The sequence below is a fragment of the Burkholderia sp. 9120 genome, assembly GCF_000745015.1.
In the GTDB taxonomy this organism is placed as follows: Bacteria; Pseudomonadota; Gammaproteobacteria; order Burkholderiales; family Burkholderiaceae; genus Paraburkholderia.
In genome coordinates this window covers 3,407,858-3,423,098 of record NZ_JQNA01000002.1, presented here as the reverse complement: position 1 = coordinate 3,423,098, position 15,241 = coordinate 3,407,858, and the positions used below count along the sequence as shown (strand labels likewise).

Genomic DNA, 15,241 nt, shown 5'->3' with positions numbered 1-15,241 from the left:
GCATCAGCTTCCGTAGACGCGCTGCGCGGGCTCGCGCTGCGCGACCAGCGCGGCGACCGCGCCGCCGATCTCCGCGACGTGCCAGCGCGCGCCGTTGTCGATGCTCGGGCCGGTGCGCCAGCCTTCCGCCACCGCGATCATGCCGCCCGCGGCCTCGAACACCTGGCCGGTCACATCGCGCGACGCGGCACTGCCGAGCCACACCACCAGCGGCGCGACGTTGGCGGGATCGAAGTAATCGAAGCCATCGGCGGGCTTTTTCATCATGTCGGCGAACACGCCTTCGGTCATCGACGTGCGCGCGGCCGGCGCCAGCGCGTTCACGCGAACGCCGTAGCGCTGCAGCTCGGCGGCCTGCATCAGCGTGAGTGCCGCGATGGCGGCCTTGGCCGCGCCATAGTTCGCCTGCCCGATCGAGCCTTGCAGCCCGGCGCCGGAACTCGTGTTGACGATCCGCGCGTCCACCTCGGCGCCGCCCTTCGACGCCTCGCGCCATTCACGCGCCAGCAACTGCGCGAGGCAGAAATGGCCACGCAGATGGACGCGCATCACGTCGTCCCAATCGGTTTCGCTCATGCTGGCGAACATCCGGTCGCGGCAAATGCCCGCGTTGTTCACCAGCACATGAATCTCGCCGAACGCTTGATGCGCGGCATCGACGATCCGTTGTGCGGTATCGATGCGCGTAATGTCGTCCGCGTTGGCGAGCGCGCGTCCGCCTGCTCGCGCGATCTCGTCGCAGACCGCTTGCGCGGCGTCCTCGCGAATATCGTTGACGACCACCGCCGCGCCTTCGGCGGCATACGCCAGCGCATATTCGCGGCCCAACCCGCCTCCCGCGCCGGTGACGATCACCGTGCGGCCGTTGCAGATTCCCATGCTTGATCCTTGTAGACAGTGATGCGCTTATCGACGTGCTTGCTATGCGCCTACAAGCGCTCGATGATCGTGACGTTGGCGAGCCCGCCGCCCTCGCACATGGTTTGCAGGCCGTAGCGGCCTTGCGTGCGTTCGAGTTCGTGCAGCAGACTGGTCATCAGCCGCGCGCCGGTTGCACCGAGCGGATGGCCGAGCGCGATCGCGCCGCCGTTCGGGTTGGTGCGTTCGTGCGGATAACGCGTTTCAGCGAGCCAGGCCAGCGCGACCGATGCGAACGCCTCATTGAGTTCGACCACATCGATATCGTCCAGCGTCAGGCCGGCTCTTTTCAGCGCATGACGGGTCGCGGGAATCGGCGCGGTGAGCATCCACAGCGGGTCGTCGCCGAGCACGCTCAAATGGTGAATGCGAGCACGCGGCGTCAGGCCGTGGCGCTTGAGCGCGTCTTCGGAAACGATCAGCAGCGCGGCGGCCGCATCGCACGTCTGGCTGGAGACGGCAGCCGTCAACGCGCCGCCCGGCATCAGCGGTTCGAGTGACGCCATTTTTGCGAGCGTGGTGTCCTTGCGCGGCGTTTCGTCATGCAAGACGCCCGCGAACGGCGCGATCTCACGCGCAAAATAACCACCTTCGATCGCCGCCAACGCACGCCGATGACTTTCGAGCGCGTAGCGCTCCATGTCCTCGCGCGACAGATTCCAGTGATCCGCGATCCGCTGCGCCGCGTGAAACTGCGAGACCGGCGCATCGCCAAAACGCGCACGCCAGCCGATGCTGCCGGAGAACGGATCGCTGAAACCGAGCGGCACGGCCGCCGTCATGGCCGACGAAATCGGAATCTGCGTCATGGTCTGCACACCACCGGCGACCACCACGTCCTGCGTGCCGCTCATCACCGCCTGCGCGGCGAAATGCACGGCCTGTTGCGACGATCCGCACTGACGGTCCACCGTCACGCCCGGCACCGTCAGCGGCAAACCGGCGGCCAGCCAGCAGGTGCGCGCGATATTGCCCGCCAGCGGGCCGATCGTATCGACGCAGCCGAACACCACGTCGTCGTAGTCGTCGGCGGGAATCGCGTTGCGCGCCACCAGTTCGCGCAGCACGAAGCCGCCGAGGTCCGCGGCATGCACCTGCGCGAGGCCGCCTTTGCGGCGGCCGGTCGGCGTGCGCAGCGCGTCGACGATATAAGCCTGTCTCATCACGACTCCAGTTCGAAAGTACGGGCCGGGCCGATCGGTGCGCGATCTTCGATCAGCGCAGCGGCGACGCGGGCCTTGTGAAACGTCGTGTCGCCCCAGCTATTCCCGAGCGCCCAGATGCGTTTCATGAAGATTTGCAGATCGAGTTCCCACGTGTAGCCGATCGCGCCATGTACCTGCATCGCGTGGCGCGCGGCGAGCTGCGCGGCGGCGGTGGCGGCAAGCTTCGCGTGAGAGACGTACAGCGCGCGTTGCGGGTCGTTGTCGGCAATCGCGCAGGCCGCGCGATACACCACCGGCCGCGCGAACTCGTAGCGAATCGCGACGTCGGCGAGCAGATGCTTGAGCGCCTGATACGAGCCGATCGGTTTGCCGAACTGCTTGCGCTGCGCGCTGTAATCGATCGCGACATCGAGCACGCGCTGCGTCAACCCGAGCAGTTGCGCGGCCACGGCGAACGCGCCGCGATCCAGCGCGCTGGCCAGCAGCGGCGCGGCCGTTTCGCGCGAGGCCACCCGCGTCTCGACGGAAGGCGTCCAGTCGACCTCGAACAAACGCCGCGAAGGATCGACGCTTTCCACCGCATTCAAGCGGCACGCGTGCGGCGTGAGCCAGTGCAGTTCGCCGTCGCGCTCGGCCAGCAGAACCTGCGCGACGTGCGCGTCGGCGACATACGGATTCACCGGATGCGCAATCGCCACCCGCGCCGAGCCCGCCGCGATATCGCGCAGCAACGCGTCGCGCGGCCCGCTCGCGGGCAAACCGTCGAGCAGGCCCACGGCCACCAGCGCCGTATCGAGCAGGGGCTCGGGTCCGGCGAAATAGCCGTAGGTCTGCGCGAGCAGCGACCACTCCACTTCGCCGAGACCGAGGCCGTCGTGAGCCTCGGGCACCGACACCGCCGTCAAACCTTGCGCGGCGATCATCTGCCACAGCGCGTCCGAGCGTCCGGTCGGCGTGTGCCATAACTCGCGGATCAGTTCGGGCGTCATCTCCGTCATGAGAAAACGCCGGACACTGCGCTCCAGCGCTTCCTGATCCTCGTTGAATACGAAATCCATAGTTCCTCGCTCAATCCTTTAAGCGCCCGCAGGCGGGCTCGTTGCGGCGGTCGGCGGCGGTCGGCGCCGGCCTCACGAGCGCGGCATGCCCAGCATCCGTTCCGCGACGATGTTCCGCTGGATCTCGTTGGTGCCCGCGTAAATCGGCCCGGCCTGCGCGAACAGAAAACCGTCGAGCCAGTTGCCGAGCGCGGCGTGCTGCTCGCGCGTTTGCGGCACCACCTCGGCGCGCGCGCCGAGAATGTCGAGCGCGGTCTGATGCATGCGCAGATCGAGTTCGGACCAGAACACCTTGTTGGTGCTCGACTCCGCGCCGATATGGCCGCCCTTCTGCAGACGGCTGGCGGTGGCATAGGTCGACAACGCGTAGGCCTGCGCGTCCATCCATGCGGCCGTCACGCGGTCGCGCAAGGTCGGATCGCGGTCGGCCTCGGCACGATGCGCGAGGTAGAGATCGCGCAACGCTTCGGCGGTGCGTTGAAAACGCGCGGGCGAGCGCAGCATCAGGCCACGTTCGAAACCGGCGGTTGCCATCGCGACTTGCCAGCCCATGCCTTCACCCGCAAGACGGTTGTCGACCGGCACGCGCACGTCGTCGAAGAAGATTTCCGCGAAACCGGTGTGGCCGTTCAACTGCCGGATCGGCCGCACGGTGATGCCGGGCGTGGACAGCGGCACCATCAGGAACGTCAGCCCGTGGTGACGGGTAGATTGCGCGTCGCTGCGAAACAGGCCGAACAGCCAGTCGGCCCAGACGGCGCGCGTCGACCAGATTTTCTGGCCGTTGAGAATGTATTCGTTGCCCGTGCCGCCGTCGGTGCGGATCGCGCTCGCGCGTATCGCGGCCATATCCGAGCCCGCATTCGGTTCGGACCAGCCTTGCGCCCACACGTGCTCACCGGCGGCCATGGCCGGCAGAAAGCGGGCTTTCTGCTCGGGCGTGCCGAAGTCCATCAACGTGGGCCCGAGCAGGAAGATGCCGTTCTGATTCACGCGCATCGGCGCATCGGCGCGCCAGTATTCCTCTTCGAAGATCAGCCACTCGATCAGATCGCAACCGCGTCCGCCCAGCTCGCGCGGCCACGTGACCATGCTCCAGCGGCCCGAATGCAGCGTGCGTTCCCACGCGCGATGCGCGGCGAAACCCGCTTCGGTGTCGAAACTCGGCAGCGGTTCGCGCGGCACATGCGCGGCGAGCCAGTCGCGAATCTCCGCGCGAAACGCGCGTTGCGCCGGCGTGTAGTCGAGCTTCATGCGCGCGCTCCGGCTTGCGGTTCGGCTTGTGGTCCGCCTTTGGATTCACCTTGAGATGCGGCGGCATCGAACTGTGCGTCGCGTTTCTCGACGAACGCCGAACGCGCTTCGGTCGAATCGTTCGTCATATACGCCTGCAGCGTGAAGCCCTGTTCCCAGCGGTATTTGTCTTCGAGGTCGCCGTCTTCCACACCGTTCAGCGCCTCTTTCGCGAGTTGCAGCATCGCGGGGCTTTTGGCGGCGATCTTGCGCGCGAGTTCGAGCGCGGCATGGCGCAACTGCTCGCGCGGCACGACACGTTCCACCGCGCCGAGGCGATAGGCTTCGGCGGCGTCGACCATGTCGCCGGTGAAATACATTGCGCGCACTTTCTGCACGCCGAACATGCGCTGCAAATGCGCGCCGCCGCCCATCGCGCCGCGATCGATTTCCGGCACGCCGAAACGCGCGCAGTCCGACGCGACGATCACGTCCGCCGCGCCGCAGATGCCGATGCCGCCGCCCAGCACGAAGCCGTGCACGGCGACGATCACCGGTTTCGGATTGCGGTGCACGGCGCGAAACGTCGCGTAATTGCCGGCGTTGACCGCGACGATCCGCTCCGGATGCGCGGCCAGTTCCTTGATGTCGACGCCCGCGCAAAAGCCGCGTCCCGCGCCGCGCAGCACGATCACGTGCACGCTGTCGTCGCGGCCGAGCGCGTCGATCGCATCGGCCAGCGCCTGCCAGCCGCGCGTGTCCAGCGCATTGACCGGCGGCTGATCGATCACCAGCTCGCCGATACCGCCTTCGCGTTCAATCCTGAACGGCAGCGAGCGGATGCTGTCGAGGGGTTCTGTCATGGTCTCCGTCCTGGTGAATGGTGTCTGTAGACTCGGCCGGCTCACGCGTGAACCGGAATGCCGCGCATCGCGGCGAGTGTGTCGAGCCGCGCCGAGGCCTCGTCGACAATGCGCGCAATCACGCTGTCGCACGACTCGAGCGCGCCGATCATCGCGGCGGCCTGGCCGCTCGGCAGCACGCCTTCGTCCGGCTCGCCGTCGACGATCGCACGCTGGATCAGAAACGGCGCGTTCGCCGCCATCAGCGTCTGGCTCGCGGTGTAGCTGTGCTCGCGCAACGCCTTGAAACCGAGCGACGCCATCTGCGCGAAACTCATGCCGCTCTGGCGACGCCACGCTTCGGCGGTACGCAGCGCGAACAGCGTGCGGCGCAGCGGCCCGAATGCTTCGAGACGCAGCAGGTAGGGGTTGTCGATCATGCGTTGCGGCAAACCGTCGAGCGCGGCCGAAACGCGAATGCGCGCAGGGTCGTCGACCGCCACGTAGCGTTCGAGCGTCGTGCGCGGCACCGGCGATTCTTCGGTCATCAGAAAACGCGTGCCCATCGCGATACCGGCCGCGCCGTAGCCGAGCGCGGCGGCGAGGCCGCGTCCGTCGAAGAAACCGCCTGCGGCGATCACCGGCACGTTGACGGCGTCGAGCACGCGCGGCAACAGCAACGTGGTGGGTATCGAGCCCGTGTGGCCGCCGCCTTCCGCACCTTGTACGGTGACCGCGTCGGCGCCGAGCTCGACCGCTTTCTGCGCGTGTTTCGGCGCGCCGACGGTGGGAATGCACATCACGCCCGCGTCCTTGAAACGGCGGATCGTCTTTGCGTCGGGTCCACGGCCGTAGCTCACGGCGCGCAGTTTGTGTTTGATCGCCAGATCGACGACTTGCGCCGCGTTCGGCTGGAACATGTGGAAGTTGATCCCGAACGGCTGGTCCGTCAGTTCCTTCACCCGCAGAATCTCCGCTTCCACGCGCTCGGCTTCGAGCGTCGCGCCGGCGAGAAAGCCGAAGCCGCCCGCGTTGCAGGTGGCCGCGACGAGCCGCGCGTCGGCGACCCAACCCATTGCGGTTTGCACAATCGGATAGCGGCAGCCGAGCAGGTCGCACAGCGGCGTGTGCAGCGCGGCGGTCATGCGGCTTCTCCGTTTGAGGCCGCGTCCGTGCGTTGCGAGTCGGCCATCTTGCGGGCGTCGTAACCGCCCAGCTTGTCGCCGCTCACCAGCTCGTTATGAGCATGCGCGAAGTGATGCCACGCAAAGGCCGCGTCCATGGCCGCGCGCTTGCCCTGCAATTCCTCGACGTGATTCACCGCCTGCTTGGTGAGCGTCAATCCGAGTCGCGGCATGCGCGCGATCTTCGCGGCGATTTCCGTGGTGGTGTCCTGCAAACGCTCGCGCGGCACGACCCGGTTCACCATGCCCATCTGATACGCGCGCGCCGCATCCATCCGTTCGCCGAGAAACAGAAACTCTTTGGCAATGCGCGGATTCAGCTCATACGCATGGGCAAAATATTCGACGCCAGGAATCCCCATCCGCACGACCGGATCGGAGAAGAACGCATCGTCCGACGCGACGATCAGATCGCAGACCCACGCCAGCATCAAACCACCGGCCACGCACGCGCCCTGCACCATCGCAATGGTCGGCTTGGGCAGATCGCGCCAGCGGCGGCACATGCCGAGATAGACCTCCTGCTCGCGGGCGTACAAGAACTCGCCGCCTTCCTTGCCGACATGGTCGTACCAGAGCGAGGCGCGCTCGAACGATTGATGAATATCGCGGCCCGGCGTGCCGATATCGTGCCCCGCCGAAAAGTGTTTGCCCGCGCCGGCCAGCACGATCACCTTGACGGTATCGTCGTTCGACGCGCGTTTGAACGCCGCGTCGAGTGCGTACGTCATCTTCGAGTTCTGCGCGTTGTGATACTCGGGGCGATTCATCGTGATGGTCGCGATACCGTCGCTCACGCGATACTCGACAACTTCGTCGGCAGCGTCGGCCGTCGCCGTGGATGGATTGATCGACATGACGTCCCTCACACGCTGCGTGGCGCGGGGTTATTGCGCACGACGCTCGCGCGCAGGTTGTGGGGGTCGAGCGCGCGCACGATACGCAGATCGTCCGCGGTGGGCGGCGGCGTCACCTGCATCTCGGGGTGCGCCAGCAACGCGAAACCGGTCAGCTCCTGCACTTCGTCGAAGCTCACGCCGGGATGCAGCGAGCGCACCTGGACCGCGTGATCCGCGCCGCCGAAGTCCATCACGCACAGATCGGTAATCACGCTGCGCAGATCGGTGAACGCACGCATGCCGGCAATTTCACGCGCCGGGTTGTAGCCCACGCTGCACACCATGTCCACTTCACCGGCCACGAACGTGCGCTTGCCATGCCCGCTGACAAAAAACGAATTCGCGTGATTGATGCTGTTGCCGGGAAAACCGCGCGCGCCGAGCAATTGCGTTTTCGGGCGTGCGTAGTCGTCGCCGAGCCACGAGATGTTGGCCTGGCCAAAGCGATCGATCTGCGTCGGCATGACCAGCGCATGACGCCTGCCATGCCAGACGCAATCGAACACGCGCTCGTAGGTCATCAACCCACTTGCCTCGACGCGATAGCCCGCTTCACGCGGCCCGAGCGGCACCGGGCTTTCCACCAGATACGCCTCGCCATCGGTCAGCATCAGGCCGGCGTTATAGGCCAGCCGCGCGAGACCCGCCGCGAGGCGCGGCCCCGTGCCGATACCGGTGGCCAGCACTTCGCCGTCGTCGCGCCAGACACGCGCGGCGGCGGCAATCATCAGTTCCGCGAGGGAATAATCGAGAGAGTCGCTCATTTGCGCTCCATTACAGAATCGGCAACGGCAAAGCCGCCACATGGGACCGGCCGCCTGCGCGTTGCAGATAGCCAGGTTCGTCGGCGCCCACTACGTCGCGCAGATAGGCCGCCGTTTGCGCCGGGTCCTCGGCGCTCGCGCAATACGTCTTCAACTGCGGCAGATCCCAGCCGTAAGCCGGCGCGCACGATGTAGGATGCGCACCGCACGGCGCGTGGACCACGCCGCTCACGAGCGAACGCTCGAAGGTATTGCGGCGCGCGAGATCGAGGTCGCTGCTCGCGAGCGAATCGACCACCGTCTCGCTGCTGACGAAGCATTTCGCCGCCGCCCGCGCGAACCATGCGTCGAAGAAAGGATCCGGGCCGTCGATCCGCGTGTTGCCCAACTTGTCCGCCGCGTTCACGTGCAGCAGCGCCGCATCGAGTTCCAGCGCGGGCATGGCGAGCAAGGTCTCGCCGCCGTATGGCGACTGCACCGTGCGCAGATGCGGCGCGTGTTTGAGCAGATCGGTGCCGAGCCCGACGCGCGTCGGCAGAAACGGCAAACGCGCGGCAGCGGCGCGCAAGCCGAGTTGCAGCAGACCTTCGTCCAGTTCCAGCACGTCGATCGCGCCGGTTTCGCGAGCCCGGCGGAAATGCGGTTCGAGCGGAATCATGTCGAGCGAGACGAAGCCGAACACCACCTTGCGTACTTTGCCCGCTGCACACAGCAAGCCGACGTCGGGTCCGCCGTAGGCGACCACGGTGAGGTCCTTCAGATCCGAGCGGACGATTTCGCGCACCAGCGCCATCGGTTTGCGGCGCGGCCCCCATCCGCCGATGCCGATCGTCATGCCGTCGGCGAGTTGCGCGACGACGTCGCGCGCGCTGAGTTGTTTGTCGAGAGTTTTCATATCGGTCTAGCGGAATCCCACGCTGAAATCATGTCCCCACAGGCTCACGCGGGTCGCTTCGTAGACGCTGTGCTGCGCCCAGTCGACCGTCAGGCCGCCGTAGCCGAACTCCAGATCGAAGCCGCCTGGCGTCTTCATGTAGAACGAGGTCATGTGGTCGTTGCAATGGCGGCCGAGCGTGGCGGAAAGCTTCACGCCTTGCGCGGCGACACGGTCGAGCGCGCGGCCTACTTCGTCCATGGAATCGACTTCGGCCATCACGTGAATACAGCCCGACGGCACGGCCATCTCCATGATCGCGAGGCTGTGGTGACGCGCGTTCCTGCAATGCAGGAAGTGGATGCGCTTTTCGGGTTCGGCGGGGTCGTCGGTGAAACGCACGCGGAAAATGTCCGAGAGCTCGAAGCCCATTACGTTGCGCATGAACGAATCGGTGGCGTCGAACTGCGGCGCGGGCAGCACCGTATGGCCGAGACCCATCGCGCCGGTGACGAAACCGGGCACGCCGAGCGGCGACGCGAAGCGGCGGAAATCGGCTCGCATGCCCCAGAAAAACTCGTGCCGGTTGCCGGACGGATCGACACACCACACCATCGCCTGCACGCGGCGTAGCGCGACTTCCTCGGCGCTCGCGCGAACCGCTTCCACGCCGCACAATTCGAGCGCGCGGATCGCGTTGTCGAGCGCCGCCGCGTCGGCCAGTTCCCAGCCGGACGCGAAGTAGCGATCGGTGTCGCCGGGCACGATCAGATAGCGGAAATCGCGCTCATCCATCTTCAGATACAGCGCGCCGTTCGTGGCGTTCTGCGTCTGCATGCCCAGCACGTTTTCGGCGTAATCGCGCCATGTGTCGACCGCAGTCGACTGCACGACGACGTAGCCTAAAGCCCGCACTTCGATCATCTCCGACTCCTCCAGAAGCTGTTGTTGTCAGGCTTATTCTGGCGCTGCGGGGGCGGCGTAACATCGTCTGTTGGGACTAGCTTGCGGCGCTGTTTTCCGGGGTTTTGGCGTGGTTGACGGCAACGGTTTCAGCATCATTTCCCGCCCCTTCGCGCAGACGGTACTTGAGCACCTTGCCGGCCGCGCTGACCGGCAACCGCTCGACCAGCGACAGAAAGCGCGGCACCTTGTAGTTGGCCATGTTCTTGCGCGCCCACCCGGTCAGTTCTTCGACGCTCGCGTGCTCGCCCGCGCGCAGCACGACGAACGCGTGCCCCACTTCGCCGAGCCGCTCGTCGGGCACGCCGATCAGCGCCACCTGCGCGACCGCCGGATGTCCGCTGAACAGCCGCTCGATCTCCGCCGGATAGCAGTTGAAGCCGCCGACGATAAACATGTCCTTGATGCGATCCGTAATGCGCAGATAACCGTTGACGTCGAGCGTGCCGAGGTCGCCGGTGTGCAGCCAGCCGTCGGCGTCGATGGTATCGACGGCGTTTTCGCGCTGGCCGAAATAGCCCTGCATCACGTTGTAGCCGCGAATCTGCACTTCACCGGTTTCGCCCGGGGCAAGCGCCGCGCCGTTGCTGTCGGCAATGCGGATGTCGACGCCCGGCATCGCGCGGCCCGACGTGTGCGCAATGGTCTCGGCGTCGTCACCGCGCCGGCAGAGCGCCGCGAATCCGCACGATTCCGTCAGACCGTAGCCCGTCAGCACCGTGTCGAAACCCAGTTGCGCGCGCATCCTTTCGATCAGGCTCGGCGCGATCGCCGCCGCGCCGGTTACCGCCACCCTCAGCGACGACAGATCGCGCGCGGCCAGATCCGGCATGTCGAGCAACGCGTGATACAGCGTGGGCGGTCCCGGCAAAACCGAAACCCTGTCGCGCACGATCCGTTCGAGCACGCGTTCCGGGTTGAACACCAGATGCGGCAACACCGTCGCGCCGCTCGCCAGCGCCGCGAGCCAGCCGGCCTTGTAACCGAACGCATGAAAGAACGGGTTGACGATCAGATAGCGGTCGCTGCCGCGCAGCGTCGCGATCTGCGCCCAGTCGTGAACCGCGCGCAGATTCTGGCCGTGCGTGGTCATCACGCCTTTCGGCCGGCCCGTGGTGCCGGAAGTGAACATGATGTCCATCAGCGTATCGGGCCGCACCATCGCCTCGCGGCCGCGGAAGGTTTCCATCGACGTACCGGCCGCGCGCAACAGAAACGCATCCCAGGTTTCGTCGCGGCCGTGATGCTCGCTCGCGCCAGGCTCCGCTTCTCCGTCGAACACGACGATCCGCTCCAGCGACGCAGGACGGTGCGATGCCAGCATCGCCGGATACGAGTCGCCGAGGAAGGTGCCGCAGCAGAACAACAGCCGCGCGCCGCTGTCTTCGAGAATCGCGCCCGCTTCAAGGCCTTTCATGCGCGTGTTGATCGGCACCAGCGCAGCGCCCGCGCTATGAATCGCCAGCGCCGCGACGATCCATGACGCCACGTTCGGCGCCCAGATCGCCACCCGCTCGCCCGGCTGGATGCCGCAGCCGATCAGCGCGCGCGCCGCCGTGATGCGGGCGGCGTCGAGTTGCGCGTAGCTGAGATTGCCCTGCGCCGTTTCGATCGCGGTGCGCGTGCCGTGGCGCGCGGCGCCGTGCGCGATCAACGCGGGCGTCGTCAGAATGTGGTTCAGCGTCATGATGAATTCGATGAAGAGGGTTCGCGGCACGCGTACGCATGAACGGCGCGCCTACGCACCGCGAACCTAGTCGGGGAAAGCCACGCGCAGCGTCGCGCTGGCAGGGGTCGCGCTGCACGCGAGGGTCCAGCCGTCGGCGAGATCGGCTGCGTCGAGCACGTGGTTCGCGTTCAGGGTCACGCTACCGGCCACGACCCGGCACATGCAGGCGCCGCATAAGCCGCTGCGGCACGAGTTCGGCGCGGGAACCTCGGCGCGCAACATCGCGTCGAGCAGGGTTTCGCCGGGCTCGCTGATGAGGTGGAAGGTGGCGCCGTCGAGTTGGGTTTCGATGGAGGCGGTGGTGACGGTGGTGACGGCGGTAGCGGCGACAGTGGGCGGGGTGATCGCGTTGGTGGCAACACCGGGTTCGCCGTTGCCGCCACGCTCGGCTACCGGCAAATCCGGCAGCGAAACAAACCGCTCCACATGCACCTTCGCACGCGGCAAGCCGAGCGCCAGCATGGCCGCCAACGCGTTCTCCATGAACAGCGCCGGTCCGCAGATAAAGCATTCCTGCTGGCTCCACGGCCGCGCCAGTTCTTCCAGATGACGCTGCTGCGGAATCCCCTGCACGCTATCGAGCCAGTGAATCACGCGCAAACGCCCCGCGTGCCGCTGCCCGAGTTGCCGCAGTTCATCGGCGAAAATCACCGACTGCGCGTCGCGGTTCGCATAGATCAGCGTCAGCATGCCGCGTCCATTCACCAGCGCCGATTTCAGAATGGACAGCACCGGCGTGATACCGCTGCCGCCCGCGAACAGCAGCAGATCGCCGTCGAGCGAGCGCGGCGTGAAGACGCCCGCCGGCGCCATCACGTCGAGCTCGTCGCCCGGCTGCACGCTGTCGCACATCCAGTTCGACACGCGGCCGTCGCGCACCCGCTTGATGGTGATCTTCGGCGCGAGGTCGATACCCGGCGCGCTCGACAGCGAATAACAACGCTGCAGGTTCGCGTCGGCGCAGGGCACCTTGAGCGTCAGAAACTGCCCCGGGCGATAGCTGAACGCCTCGCGCAGCGCCTGCGGCAGGTCGAACACGAAAGAGCGCGCGTCGGCGCTCTCCGCGATCACGTCCGCCACTTTGAGCCGGTGAAAACGCGCATCAGCCATGGCGGGCGAACTCAGGCCACGCCCATGATCAACTGCGCGTTATCGATCCGATACTCGCTGCCGTTGATGAAACGCGATTCGTCCGAAGCGAGGAACAGCACCAGGTTCGCGATGTCTTCCGGCAGGCACATGCGCGCTTGCGGATCGATGGATTGCGTCAGCGCGTCGCGCGTGCCTTCCGCCGAACCGAAGAACGGCGCGGTCATCGGCGTGAGAATGCCGTCGGGATGGATCGTGTTGCAGCGGACCTTGTAGCCCTGGGTCTTGCAATGCGCGGCGATCGCACGCGTCATCGCGGTGACGGCGCCCTTGCTCGCCGAATACGCGCAAAACGCGCCGAGCCCGCCCAACGCCGCGACCGACGACATGTTCACGATCGAGCCGCCTTTCTCCTTCATCGCCTTCACCGCCGCGCGGCAGCCGAGAAAATAGCCTTCGGCGTTGATGCGCAGCACGTTCTGCCACTGTTCGAGCGTGGTGTCTTCAATGCTGCCGAGCAAGAGCACGGCAGCGTTATTGACCAGCACGTCCGGCGTGCCGAAGTTCGTTTGCGCGGCGCCGAACACATCGTTCCAGCCCGCTTCCGACGTGATGTCGTGACGCACGAAACGCGCCGCGTCGCCGATTTCCGCCGCCACCGCACGACCCGCTTCTTCGTTGACGTCGGTCAGCACGACGCGCGCGCCTTCACGCGCGAACAGCAGCGCGTCCTGTTTGCCGACGCCGCTCGCCGCACCCGTCACGACGGCGATCTTGCCTTTGAGTCTGTCTCCCATCTTCATTCTCTCTTTCAGTGTCAGTCAGTTTCAGTCAGGGAATGGGTGCGGTTCGCGAGAACCACGCCCGCTGCGGCCCGGCCCGCCTGGCGGCCGGACCAGATACAGTCCGCGAGCGAGAGGCCGCTCACGTAATGATTCGATGCGAGTCCGCACGCGGCGCGGCCGGCGGCAAACAGGCCCGCGACCGGTTCGCCTTGCGCCGACAGCACCGCGTTGCTCGTTTCGTCGACCCGCAAGCCGCCGAGCGTGATTGACGGGCACGGAAAAATGCGGCTGTCCGACGAGATATCGATCGCGTAGTAAGGACCGTGCGCGAGCGGCTGCAACATGGCGGCGGATTTGCCGAACTCGCGATCGACACCGCTCACCGCAGCCGCGTTGTAAGTGGCGACGGTTTGCTTCAACACCGCCGGATCGCAGCGCATACGTGCGGCAAGTTCGTCCAGCGACTTGCCGCGCTTGCGGCCGGCGAGCATCAGCAGCATTGCGGGCACGCTTTGAAATGCCCACAGCTTGCCGCGCCGGCACTCATGCAATGCGTGCCTGACAAGACGCGCGTCGAGAATCAGCCACGCGTGGCCGTCGCGGGTTTCGCACATCGCGTGGCCGAGCGCGGCGCCATACACTTCCTCGTTGCAGAAGCGCGCGCCGCGACGATCCACCACGCAGCCCTGCGCCCACGCATACGGCGGATTGATGAAGCGCCATGCGGACACGCGTTCGAGCCGCGTCGCCACGCCGCCCGCCGACACCCCGAGCCGGATGCCCGCGCCGTCGCAACCGGTCGTGCCGAGCCGCCAGTTCGGCAGATAACGCGGCGCGTGGCGCGCGATCATCGAACGATTGAAGATGAAGCCGCCGGTGCTGAGGATCACCGCGTCGGCCTTGATCGTGATGAGCCGGCTTTCGCGCAACTCGATACGATGCAGCGCGGCGCGCAAGCGATCCGCCCACGCCGGCGTGCCGTTATGCAAACGTTCGGCCCACCGCGCGAGCCGCTTATGCGCGCGCTGCGCCTGACCCGGCGCGACCTGCCAGACCTGCGCGCCGATCACGCGACCGTTGCGGTCGGTCACGAGGCGGCGCACGCTGGCGTGGCACATCGTGTCGATAAACGGTTGCGACTCGACCGCGCGACGCAGCGTGTCGTACAGCACGCGGCCCGACATACCGTCTCCAACCACGCGATGACCGCGCGGCGCGGGCGCATGTTCGCGCTCGGCGTCGCCCACTGATTCGTTGCCGGAGTAGTACAGGTAGTAGCGATTCTGCGGATACGAGGTCTTGCGCGGCGGCACCGACGCGCCGAATTGCACGCCGAGCCGTTCGAGCCAGCGCAGCATCTCGACGCTGCCCGCGCAAAAGCGTTCGAGCGTCGCGGCGGAGACGGCGTCGCCCACTTCCTGTTGCAGGTACGCGAACATCGCCTCGGGCGTGTCGCTATAGCCCGCTTCGTTCTGATAACGCGTGCCGCCGCCCGCGTACACCACGCCGCCGCTTTTCGCGCTCGCGCCACCGCCTTCGAAACGCTCGACAATGCGCACCTTCGCGCCGGCCGCCGCCGCTTCGAGCGCGGCGCAAGCACCGGTCGCGCCGAAGCCCGCGATCAGCACGTCGCAGACATCGTCCCAGCGCATCAGCGCCGCATCGTCGACGACGAGCGGCGCGTCCACCGGTGTCGCGAAGTCGTGCTGGGCGGTTGCGGATTCGTGCATGGCGCGG

The 15,241-nt window shown here is 66.6% G+C and carries 14 protein-coding genes; all 14 read right to left on the bottom strand.

Annotated elements, in window-relative coordinates:
• Positions 1–3: 3 nt before the first annotated feature.
• Positions 4–879, bottom strand: a complete 876-nt coding sequence (locus FA94_RS23560; RefSeq protein WP_035555826.1) for an SDR family oxidoreductase — start codon at positions 877–879, stop codon at positions 4–6.
• 50 nt (positions 880–929) lie between these two features.
• Complete coding sequence (locus FA94_RS23555) at positions 930–2,081, bottom strand: acetyl-CoA C-acetyltransferase (RefSeq protein WP_035555825.1); 1,152 nt, start codon at positions 2,079–2,081, stop codon at positions 930–932.
• On the bottom strand, positions 2,081–3,142 hold the full coding sequence (locus FA94_RS23550) for an acyl-CoA dehydrogenase family protein (RefSeq protein ID WP_035555824.1): 1,062 nt from the start codon (positions 3,140–3,142) through the stop codon (positions 2,081–2,083). The genes FA94_RS23555 and FA94_RS23550 overlap by 1 nt, the downstream gene beginning before the upstream one ends.
• 72 nt (positions 3,143–3,214) lie before the next feature.
• The gene (locus FA94_RS23545) at positions 3,215–4,396 is read right to left on the bottom strand and encodes an acyl-CoA dehydrogenase family protein (protein WP_035555823.1); all 1,182 of its coding nucleotides are present in this window, start codon (positions 4,394–4,396) and stop codon (positions 3,215–3,217) included.
• Positions 4,393–5,238, bottom strand: coding sequence for an enoyl-CoA hydratase family protein (locus FA94_RS23540; RefSeq protein ID WP_051980686.1), 846 nt, complete (start codon positions 5,236–5,238; stop codon positions 4,393–4,395). The genes FA94_RS23545 and FA94_RS23540 overlap by 4 nt, the downstream gene beginning before the upstream one ends.
• A gap of 41 nt (positions 5,239–5,279) precedes the next feature.
• Positions 5,280–6,362: an NAD(P)H-dependent flavin oxidoreductase gene (locus tag FA94_RS23535; RefSeq protein ID WP_035555821.1), complete on the bottom strand. Its 1,083-nt coding sequence runs from the start codon at positions 6,360–6,362 to the stop codon at positions 5,280–5,282.
• The gene (locus FA94_RS23530) at positions 6,359–7,258 is read right to left on the bottom strand and encodes an enoyl-CoA hydratase (RefSeq protein ID WP_035555819.1); all 900 of its coding nucleotides are present in this window, start codon (positions 7,256–7,258) and stop codon (positions 6,359–6,361) included. Before FA94_RS23530 ends, FA94_RS23535 begins: the two co-directional genes overlap by 4 nt.
• Before the next feature lie 8 nt (positions 7,259–7,266).
• The gene (locus FA94_RS23525) at positions 7,267–8,064 is read right to left on the bottom strand and encodes a CoA-transferase subunit beta (protein WP_035555817.1); all 798 of its coding nucleotides are present in this window, start codon (positions 8,062–8,064) and stop codon (positions 7,267–7,269) included.
• Between the two features lie 10 nt (positions 8,065–8,074).
• A complete protein-coding gene (locus tag FA94_RS23520) occupies positions 8,075–8,959 on the bottom strand; it encodes a CoA transferase subunit A (protein WP_035555815.1) in 885 nt (294 codons plus the stop codon).
• A 6-nt stretch (positions 8,960–8,965) separates the two neighbouring features.
• The gene (locus tag FA94_RS23515; RefSeq protein ID WP_035555813.1) at positions 8,966–9,862 is read right to left on the bottom strand and encodes a VOC family protein; all 897 of its coding nucleotides are present in this window, start codon (positions 9,860–9,862) and stop codon (positions 8,966–8,968) included.
• Between the two features lie 76 nt (positions 9,863–9,938).
• The gene (locus FA94_RS23510) at positions 9,939–11,588 is read right to left on the bottom strand and encodes a FadD3 family acyl-CoA ligase (RefSeq protein ID WP_051980685.1); all 1,650 of its coding nucleotides are present in this window, start codon (positions 11,586–11,588) and stop codon (positions 9,939–9,941) included.
• 66 nt (positions 11,589–11,654) lie between these two features.
• Complete coding sequence (locus FA94_RS23505; protein WP_035555812.1) at positions 11,655–12,740, bottom strand: ferredoxin--NADP reductase; 1,086 nt, start codon at positions 12,738–12,740, stop codon at positions 11,655–11,657.
• 11 nt (positions 12,741–12,751) lie between these two features.
• Positions 12,752–13,516: an SDR family oxidoreductase gene (locus FA94_RS23500; protein WP_111935568.1), complete on the bottom strand. Its 765-nt coding sequence runs from the start codon at positions 13,514–13,516 to the stop codon at positions 12,752–12,754.
• Between the two features lie 20 nt (positions 13,517–13,536).
• Positions 13,537–15,234, bottom strand: a complete 1,698-nt coding sequence (locus tag FA94_RS23495) for an FAD-binding protein (RefSeq protein WP_035555809.1) — start codon at positions 15,232–15,234, stop codon at positions 13,537–13,539.
• Positions 15,235–15,241 lie beyond the last annotated feature (7 nt).

Coding starts and splice junctions, on each gene's coding strand:
- FA94_RS23560 (WP_035555826.1), bottom strand. CDS start 879: ATGGGAATCTGCAACGGCCGCACGGTGATCGTCACCGGCGCGGGAGGC.
- FA94_RS23555 (WP_035555825.1), bottom strand. CDS start 2,081: ATGAGACAGGCTTATATCGTCGACGCGCTGCGCACGCCGACCGGCCGC.
- FA94_RS23550 (WP_035555824.1), bottom strand. CDS start 3,142: ATGGATTTCGTATTCAACGAGGATCAGGAAGCGCTGGAGCGCAGTGTC.
- FA94_RS23545 (WP_035555823.1), bottom strand. CDS start 4,396: ATGAAGCTCGACTACACGCCGGCGCAACGCGCGTTTCGCGCGGAGATT.
- FA94_RS23540 (WP_051980686.1), bottom strand. CDS start 5,238: ATGACAGAACCCCTCGACAGCATCCGCTCGCTGCCGTTCAGGATTGAA.
- FA94_RS23535 (WP_035555821.1), bottom strand. CDS start 6,362: ATGACCGCCGCGCTGCACACGCCGCTGTGCGACCTGCTCGGCTGCCGC.
- FA94_RS23530 (WP_035555819.1), bottom strand. CDS start 7,258: ATGTCGATCAATCCATCCACGGCGACGGCCGACGCTGCCGACGAAGTT.
- FA94_RS23525 (WP_035555817.1), bottom strand. CDS start 8,064: ATGAGCGACTCTCTCGATTATTCCCTCGCGGAACTGATGATTGCCGCC.
- FA94_RS23520 (WP_035555815.1), bottom strand. CDS start 8,959: ATGAAAACTCTCGACAAACAACTCAGCGCGCGCGACGTCGTCGCGCAA.
- FA94_RS23515 (WP_035555813.1), bottom strand. CDS start 9,862: ATGATCGAAGTGCGGGCTTTAGGCTACGTCGTCGTGCAGTCGACTGCG.
- FA94_RS23510 (WP_051980685.1), bottom strand. CDS start 11,588: ATGACGCTGAACCACATTCTGACGACGCCCGCGTTGATCGCGCACGGC.
- FA94_RS23505 (WP_035555812.1), bottom strand. CDS start 12,740: ATGGCTGATGCGCGTTTTCACCGGCTCAAAGTGGCGGACGTGATCGCG.
- FA94_RS23500 (WP_111935568.1), bottom strand. CDS start 13,516: ATGGGAGACAGACTCAAAGGCAAGATCGCCGTCGTGACGGGTGCGGCG.
- FA94_RS23495 (WP_035555809.1), bottom strand. CDS start 15,234: ATGCACGAATCCGCAACCGCCCAGCACGACTTCGCGACACCGGTGGAC.